Annotated in this window: 5 protein-coding genes and 1 pseudogene; 4 read left to right on the plus strand and 2 right to left on the minus strand. The window is 43.3% G+C overall.

From position 1 onward, the window contains the following. Positions 1-315 precede the first annotated feature (315 nt). The gene (locus ACTG3Z_RS17225; RefSeq protein WP_439144235.1) at positions 316-519 is read left to right on the plus strand and encodes a hypothetical protein; all 204 of its coding nucleotides are present in this window, start codon (positions 316-318) and stop codon (positions 517-519) included. 576 nt (positions 520-1095) lie between these two features. Then, positions 1096-1917, plus strand: a pseudogene (locus ACTG3Z_RS17230) (IS5 family transposase). Between the two features lie 152 nt (positions 1918-2069). On the opposite strand, the gene ACTG3Z_RS17235 reads toward ACTG3Z_RS17230, so the two are convergent. Both ACTG3Z_RS17235 and ACTG3Z_RS17240 read right to left on the minus strand, forming a co-directional pair. Then, the gene (locus tag ACTG3Z_RS17235; RefSeq protein WP_439144236.1) at positions 2070-3509 is read right to left on the minus strand and encodes an ATP-binding protein; all 1440 of its coding nucleotides are present in this window, start codon (positions 3507-3509) and stop codon (positions 2070-2072) included. 118 nt (positions 3510-3627) lie between these two features. Next, positions 3628-4311 (minus strand): response regulator, encoded by a 684-nt coding sequence (locus ACTG3Z_RS17240; protein WP_439144237.1) that lies wholly within the window; start codon positions 4309-4311, stop codon positions 3628-3630. A gap of 313 nt (positions 4312-4624) precedes the next feature. Between ACTG3Z_RS17240 and ACTG3Z_RS17245 the strand changes: the two genes are divergently transcribed. Then, a complete protein-coding gene (locus tag ACTG3Z_RS17245) occupies positions 4625-5164 on the plus strand; it encodes a hypothetical protein (protein WP_439144238.1) in 540 nt (179 codons plus the stop codon). A gap of 153 nt (positions 5165-5317) precedes the next feature. Next, positions 5318-8865, plus strand: a 3548-nt coding sequence (locus tag ACTG3Z_RS17250) for an MG2 domain-containing protein (RefSeq protein WP_439144239.1), incomplete at its 3' end; no start/stop codon positions are given.

The raw sequence follows: 8865 nt of genomic DNA on the forward strand, positions 1-8865 counted from the left end.
CTTAAGCTAGACTTTCATTGACGGTGCCGTCCATAACTTCATCGCGGAACCGTGCGCACTTGCACAGCGAAACGCACGCGCGTTGGTACAACGTACTCTGAATCTTCAAATGCATTGCAACTGCACATCCTTTCACAGGATCTGCAGAAACGAGCATAAGCCCTCGATAATGATAGCGCATGTAAATGCTGTGACAGTGAGTAGCTGTCTCTTGGTTCTTGGCCACCCACCAAGTTCCGCCTCAACCTTTCTCTTCGGTGACTTCTACAATTCAGAAGTCACCGGAGAGACTTTTAAAAACGCTTGGAGATCAAAATGAAAAAATTAGTAATCGGCGGCACTTTGAGCTTAATTTCTGCATCCGCCTTTGCAGGAGTAATGCCTGAAGAACTTACCGAGCCGACAGTCCTAATGATGGAAACTATCACTGATAACACCGTTGAAACATCTGAGAACAATCCCTCTGCGCTGGATCAGTGGGTTTTATTTGCCTTTATGTCATTGTTAATGCTGCTCTAAATATCAACAATATTGCTGTCGAGCACGTTCTCTCAAATGTAGCTCGGCAGCGCTCTGTTGCAGATCATAAATAGAAATGACAAGCTGAAACCTCCGAATATATTAGCATCTGAAATATACACTTGGTGGCAATCACGCTGCTGGACCATTTGCTGACTTCTGTCGTTTTACACTCGCATCAACAGCAAATAGTTTAATTGGACCATTTGGAAAATTGGTCTATTTTATCCTACTCCATTTATAAGCACCACGGTTTCAGCTGTATTTAAGCGGCACAAGATGATCGATATTAAGATTTCGGCTTTCGCGAAAAGTTTGTCCTGTATACGGGTCGAACCATCTACCTCTCAAAAATCGGCACGTATTTTTTGAGAGACTAACCATCGCCGTTGATAGTTTTTGCAACAGTTCGTGGCGAGTATTTTGGCAATCACGATCCGTATCTGACCATCCCCCAAACCTGTCTCGTTCGTATTTAGGTAACTCATCTGCAGCAGCTAGGATAAAGACCTATTAACCGATTGAGTTTGTGTCACTGTCATGATTCACGCCCCCAAGTTTCGGCGGGGGGGTATCATGAGCAATTTATATTGGCTTGCGGAGGCGCAGATAGAGAGTCTGCGGCCTTACTTTTCAAAGAGCCGAGGTCGTGCGCGCGTGGATGACAGACGTGTGTTGAGCGGCATTATCTTCATTAATCGCAATGGCTTAAGGTGGTGTAATGCAGCAACTGAGTATGGACCGCCAAAGACACTGTTTAAATGGTTAGAAGCGTTGGAGTGACATGGGTGTATTTGTCCAAATCTTGATTGAGCTGGCCGAACAGCACCCCGACAACAAGGCTATCTCAATCGACGCTACGTACCCACTGCCCGGCAATCGCAGCTTGCAGCGATGAGAGGGGCAAAGCACGTCGTACAGCATCCAGCCTGCGGATAAAAAAGGGGGCCAGGACGTCTGACCATTTGCCCGGCAGGGTATTGCCTAGAGGGGGCTGACAAAGGGCGACATGAACACAAGTCGCATGCGGTTACAGATACTAGCGGCCGTCCTGTCCGCTTGTTTATCACCGAAGGGCAAATCAGCGATTACACTCGGGCTACTGCCTTAATGAACGGCTTGCCCGAAGCTGAAATGCTCCTCGCCGACCTAGGGTATGATGCCGACTGGTTCCGCGAAACCCTTGTAGACAAAGGTACAAAGCACTGCATTCTCGGTCGCAAGTCCCGAAAGAAAACCGTGCAGTACGATAAGCGCTGCTACAAACGAACTAACCGTATCGAGATAATGTTCGGCAGACACAAGGATTGGCGGCGTGTATAAACCCGTTATGACCGCTGCACAAAGGTCTTCCTGTCATCAATCGCTCTCTCCGCAACAGTCATATTCTGGTTATGAGTCGTGACCCTAGGTGGACAGAAAAGTAACCGTGAACCAAATATAAAATCCAGTCAATAAAATTATCCTCCTACGTTTAAATGGGTTCATAGCAAATAAGTCAGACCCCAAGTGCTCCCCAGAACCAGGTATCAGCACTTTTAAAATATGCATTATTTTATTTTTACTACGAATTTTGCGCCGCCTAAATCAGAGGTTCCTACTATTATTGACCCAGAATGCGCCTCGATTATTTGCTGACAAATGTGTAAGCCCAACCCAGACGCATTTTTGACTACTGAAGAACCTTTACGTGAAGTGTAAAATCGCTCAAAAATAAGTGAACGAAATTCTGGCTCTACGCCAGGTCCGCTATCTTCGACAGTCAACGTCACATGCTTTCTCCAGTTCTTTGACAGGGTCACCCGAATTTCTCCTGCGGGTTGCGTGAACGAAAATGCATTATCTAACAAATTTACCAAAACTTGGCCTAACCTCTCAGGAAGTCCCATCATCATTATTTTTGATTGGATGTCCGAAGTAATAACGACATTAACACCTTCTTTACTATCGACGTAATGAGTAATGATGTCATTAACCACAATTGATAAGTTCAATTTTTCTCTTCGCTGCGTTACCAAATCATGATCTACAATAGCCGCGTCAGAAATTTCTGTGACTAACTTACTCATTCGGATGGCTTGCAATTTGATCTTATGAACCATTGCCGGGTCCTTGACGTCCTGGCCTTCAAAGCTTTCAGTATAAGCGATTATACTTGCAATAGGATTTTTAAGTTCGTGGCTAACTTCACTCGTAAATTTTTCTTTATCGTTGAACAGATGCGCGACCTGAGAAGTCAGCTTAATAAGATTATTATGAAGTTGCCCAATTTCATCCTTTCGACGTTTCAAACCCTTAAGCCTCACGCTCTCTAACTGATGAGTAATATCAGCAGGCGTCAACTTTTTGTTGAGGCGCTTTGATAATCGACGGAGCGGCATGGCAATAGAAAACGACAAAGCCACCCCAAGTACCAGCGTGATTAAGCTTATTCCCCCAAGTAAGTTTACCCGCGCAGCGTTCCGTTCGGTGTAAGCGTCTTTCAATGAAAATTGTTCCGAAATTTCTATCATTCCAACCGTCAACCGACTTTTTTTAATTGGCACGAGGCTGCGAATGTTGTAGATATCAAATCTTCCGTTGCGGACTTCCTGCTGCGGAACATAGCGAGCCTTCTTTTCATGTATCGGCGCTGTAATAGCCCGTTGATCAATAATCGGTTTGTAATACTTGAAAATGCCAGACAAAATTTTGTCAGAAAATTTCTCTAAATTTAGTTCATAATTTCGCCTTGAGGACGTTGATAACGCTGGTAAAAACTTTGTGGTTATTGCAGAAACAGGCCTATCAACACTGCTGTCATAATATTTAAACGACTGAAGTCCAACGCCTAAATCTTCCCGGTAAACAACTAGTCTTGTTGTTTTTGATAATAATTTTTTTGATAAAATTTCTTTTATACGTACACTTTTTTCAAATTCGGAAATATCTTTATCTGTAATGAAAGGTTCTACCAAATTTCCATAATACTCCGAGTAAAAATTTTGCATCTTTATCTCTTCACTTATTTGATTATCGATATAATCATCTGATAAAAAAACGAAAACCCAAAGAGATGCATTGAGCAATATCAACAGACTGAATATTTTTACAAATATACTACGCATGTTATAACTTTAACTTATAACCAAGACCCTGAATGGTACCAATCGGTTCTGCAGTCCCGTCACTAGCTTTAAATTTAGCCCGGATATTTCTTATATGACTATCAATAGTTCTATCAGACACGAATACAGCGCCATCGTAGCATGCATCCATTAGTTGCTGGCGCTTACGGACGACGCCTGGACGCTCTGCGAGAGAAATTAATAGCAAACATTCTGTCACAGTCAGTTCGATGTTTTGCCCCTTCCAACGAACAAGATTTCGTTCAATGTCGATGCTCAACGATCCCACCTCAACAAGCTCGAGCGTAGGCTCCACAATCTGCTCATAACGCCGCAACACCGCTTTGACCCTTAATAACAGCAATTGTTTGGTAAACGGCTTTCCTACATAGTCATCTGCCCCGATTGAAAAACCAACTAGTTGGTCTGCATCTTCATTTTTGCTACTCAAGAAAATGATCGGCAGGCCTGGATGAATGGCACGAACACGACTTAGCAACTCTAAGCCATTCAGCTCAGGCATTTTAATGTCGAATATGGCTAGATCTACAGACTGTGTGCTGAGAAATTGCAACGCTTTAAGCGGGTTAGAGAACGAGCGGACCCAAAAGTTTTCCTCTGTAAGCATGGATTCAAGCGGCTCCAAGATTTCCACTTCATCATCAACAATTATTATTCTTTTCATGTTATCCCCTTACCCATCTGTTGATGCAGAAACAGGTTCAATCGAACAACATATTTCTGCAATCTGCACAAGTTCTGCACAAGATTTGACAGAAATTTCACATTAGCATCATACAGCTTGCACGGCCATTAATCACCGTTAAGGCACAGGTTGAAGCAGCCGGCTGCGTAATAGATTTTGTGCACCCTGAAAGGCTTTCTCCCAGCATCGCAAGGGTAATGACAGTCAACAATGGAGTTGAAAAAATGGTTTCGTTTAATGTGATTTTACTAAGTCTTGTTGTGGGTTTTGTAGTTTCAATATGGCACGAGCAATGAAGGCGGTAATCATAGGCCTCGCCACTCTCATGCCTCATGTCGTTCAAGTTGACGCAACTCTGCAAAAACCTTGGCGCTTTGCACATGACAATTTGATAGTTGGCAACGGCAGCGACGGTCACTTAGGTTCTCTTGAAATAATAGCGTCCGAAGGCTGTGAAGCCTTTGAGCTTCGGATCTGGGCGAGAATATTTGACACTGAGACTAATCTCTTGAGCTTAGATGATAGCGTGAAGTTAAACCTGACCTTGGATGAGGATTTAGTAGCGTCAAAAGCGTCAGTCATCCATATCGCCGTTGACCTTTCAACAAATTTTGACCTTGTTTATTTAGGCTTAGGAACATGGGATTGGGACGCACTTGATGTGATTGGTTCGTCTAATGCTGAAAAGTTTGAAGCCAACTTTGCAGATGATCGAGCTAATCTGGAAAACAATATTTGGAGTATAGCGAACCTTCCGCAGGTTTTAGACACATTGGACGGAAATTGTTTTACTCAAACTGCTGGCCGTGCTTCTCTAAGAACATTCACTTGATGGCTTGCCCCCTCTTTCGGCCCTACGTCTAGATCTGTAATCCATAGCCTCATGTACGAAAACTAATAACTAGCAGTGATCAAAATGGTAGACGCACAACCTCCGCACAACGAACAAAACAATTACAAAGCACTGAGAAGAAAGATATAGATTATGATTAACCTCTTGAGATCTTTAATTTTTACTATACTTTTGATCACACCCACTTTGGTATTTTCTGAACAATTGGGACGCTATGTCTCGATCGAGCAAATAGAAATTAGCGATACAATCACAGTCCCCGCTGGGGCTGAAGTTAACTTTCTTGGGGTTATAGATGTCACCTTGAGCACTGTACCAAGTGGAAAGTTGGCAACTTTCACTTACAAAAACCAAGTGCTAAACGCTGATGCAGCATTATTTTACGCACAAACTAATGATCAATCAATTTTTGTTTACCCACCCCGCACATTTGATAGCGGCAACACAGCTTCAGTGTGCTCTACATTTGCAACGCGAGTGAATGGCAAAACCCTAGACTTCGCTGACGATAGCTTCCAGAATTACTTTGAAATCACTACAAATAACAAAATGGTCGATGCATTTTCAGTAACGCGCCCATCTGATATTTATTCACGAGACGATAAACGAAGCGAATTTTGTATCACTGGTCTTACTCATTCGACGCTTTACGAAGTTCGTATTCTGCCCAACTTGAAACTTTCTCGTTATGGGCTTTCTGCACAAACAATCACGGCAGCCATAAATATTGCTTTTAAAACTCCTGAGCGCAGCCCCAGCATCAAGCTAGATGCTTCTAAGACGATAATGGTTGATCCCTCTAATGCAGTCATGCCAGTCGAATACGTGAACGTAAGCGAAATAGAAGTCACCCTACATCAAGTAGATTCAGCATCTTTGACCTCTTACTCCGACATCCTCAAAATTCTGGATGGTCAGGATATTACCAGGCTTAAAGATTACTGGGGGGACGAAGTTGCAAAGAAAACAATCATTCTCGATGCACCGCTCAACAAACAACAAGAATTAAATGTAGATTTCAGCGACATTTTAACCAATGATGCATCGGGGCTTTTTGTTGCTACCTTCGCTTCGCCTCAAATCGAGCTTGATGACTACACCAATAGACCCACCCAGTGGTTTTCGATTTCGAATGTTGCGCTGCAATTCTATAAAGGTCTCAATAAATCTGATATTTTGCTCAACACTTTTGATGACACCACAGCGATAAGTGATGCAAATGTACATATCATTGCTGCGAACAACCGAACACTCTTTGAAGGGTCCTCTGACAGCAATGGTAGGGTAGAAGTGCCCAATCGGTTGATAGATGGCACCAAAGGTTTTGCCCCCAAGTTCTTAATTGTTTCGACTAAAAACAATGGCTCCAGCATTATCGAGCTTAATGCACTCGATCAGAAGCCACGTTTCTTAAATGGCGGAACAGAGAAGCGTGCAAACATGGACATCTATCTAACGACCGATCGAGGCGTTTATCGCCCAGGTGAAAAATTGCACTTTGTGGGTGCGGCGCGAGATCTGAGCCTGGAGCCTTTATCTGAGCAAGAACTTACGGTTCGCCTCATCAACAGTGCTAGCTCTGAAATTTATAAATCTCTGGTGACAAGTAACGAATTCGGGGCCTTTGCCAAACAAATAGATCTCAAAAAGACTCTGCCGCTTGGTCTGTATTCCTTGCAGGTTTTAGCAATGGACGAGGTGCTGTTGGCAAAACACGAGGTGAGCATCAGTGACTTCGTACCACTTACGATCGAGGCTAAATTAGATACCGGCGGTAAATACTGGTCTACGGGAGAACAACAACAACTAATTCTTCAAGGATCTTATTATTCCGGCGGCCCAGCCGCGGGCTTGTCTGCTGAGATAGCCACCTTTTTGGAAGAAGTTAGTATTCATAATTCCAATGAACTCGCAGAGTTTGTGTTTGGTAATTCAGCAATCTCATCAACTAAAGAGATGGACAGTTTCGAACGCAAACTAGATCAAAACGGCGAGCTTAGCGCTTCAATCCTATCTGACTATTCTTTTAATAATCAAAGCCTTTACGACGTCGTAATCGAGGGCACAATTTATGATGTGGGAGGCAGAGCAAATAAGGTTAAACAACGCGTCGCCATAGATACATTACCAAGTTATGTGGGCGTTCGGCCAAATTTTGAAGATTACGCCAGTGAAGATTTTCCGCCAAGTTTTACGATTGCCTCAGTTGATCGTAAAGGAACAGGCACAGACTATGAAGCTATCAGCTACAGCGTCCAAAAGGTCTACAGCACTTACAACTGGTATTACGATAATGGCTGGCGCTGGAATGCCGTGAGGGTCTCAGATGAAGTGGTTGAATCTGGTACTATCACAAACAAAAATTTAACGTTGAAAAAACCTCTTTCTTGGGGACGGCACGAACTGACTGTTACGAACCAATTTGGTTTTGAAACAGTTTATGAATTTTATGTTGGCTGGGGTGCAAATGCTAAACCTGCGACTGAGCCAGAACAGCTAAATGTAAGTTTTGATGGCAAAATTTTACGTGGAAACGCCCCGTTTGGCGGTAAATTGTCAGTTTTAGTAGCAAATGAGGACATCCAATCCGTTTTTGAAACAAAGGTACAGCAAGGTGCATTCGAAATGCCTTTTGAAACCTCTGGGCAAGCTGAGCCAGGTTTTCACTTATTGACCTCGTTGGTCCGCCCCATTGCAGAAGGCTCAGAACACTTACCGCAAATAGCAATTGGTAAGACTTGGGTTTCAAATGCAAAGACAAAACGTGAATTGTCGATCTCAGTGAAAACAGCGAGCACTATTACTAGCCAAGACGTCATCGATATAGCGATCGACACTAACGCCACCGACGGTAATGCAATGATCTTTGTAGTTGATGAGGGCATACATGCTATTTCAGGCTATAAAAACAAAAGCATTCAGGACCACTTCCTAGACGAACGAGCGCTAAACTTTGGAATATTTACAAATTTTGGTAAGCTTATTTCCCGAGACAAAAGTCTTAAATCCATACGTGTTGGCGGTGATGAAGGAATGTTGTCTGCGGCAGCAAAAGCTCCCAAATCCGAATTCTTCAAGACTTTTGTAGCGGCAAGTCCATTGCTCAAAATCAGTGATGGAAAGGCCAGTTACCAATTTGAAGAAACTAACGAGTGGGAGGGTCGTCTAAGAGTGGTAGTCATCACTTTGGATGATATGGGCTTTGGATTTTCAGAAAGTGAAATCATTGTTCAAGATCCTGTAAGTATTGACGTTTCGATGCCAAGATTTGTTGCACCAAACGACTTTGTAAACGCAAAGATGAATGTGCGTTGGAACGAGTTTGTTGGCTCAATCGATATCAAGACAGAAATTGGTGAAGCAACCACCACGCAAACCGTTTCTCAGCCAAATTCTAATCAGTTTAGCGTGGACTTACCCATTAATGTTAAGAGTACTGGCCCCGTATCGATAAATATTGAAATAGTTGCCGACGAACGCGTATACAGCCGCTCATATGAGCTTGTCTCACGGCATGCGTCTTACCCAGTTTCTGAAGTTCAATCCGTGGAGATAAAGAAACAGAATTGGCTCGGAATAGGCAGCTCGCTGGTGCAGCCGTACAATTCGTCCATCGTGGACATGGCAAAGCCAGGGGTCACGACAACAGCAAGCCTTACGAACACAATAGGTATAAACTT

It is taken from the genome of Planktotalea sp., from assembly GCF_965659345.1.
Lineage (GTDB): Bacteria > Pseudomonadota > Alphaproteobacteria > Rhodobacterales > Rhodobacteraceae > Planktotalea.

Excerpts from the sequence above, each read along its gene's own strand:
- ACTG3Z_RS17225 (WP_439144235.1), top strand. The coding sequence starts at position 316 with ATGAAAAAATTAGTAATCGGCGGCACTTTGAGCTTAATTTCTGCATCC.
- ACTG3Z_RS17235 (WP_439144236.1), bottom strand. The coding sequence starts at position 3,509 with ATGCAAAATTTTTACTCGGAGTATTATGGAAATTTGGTAGAACCTTTC.
- ACTG3Z_RS17240 (WP_439144237.1), bottom strand. The coding sequence starts at position 4,311 with ATGAAAAGAATAATAATTGTTGATGATGAAGTGGAAATCTTGGAGCCG.
- ACTG3Z_RS17245 (WP_439144238.1), top strand. The coding sequence starts at position 4,625 with ATGAAGGCGGTAATCATAGGCCTCGCCACTCTCATGCCTCATGTCGTT.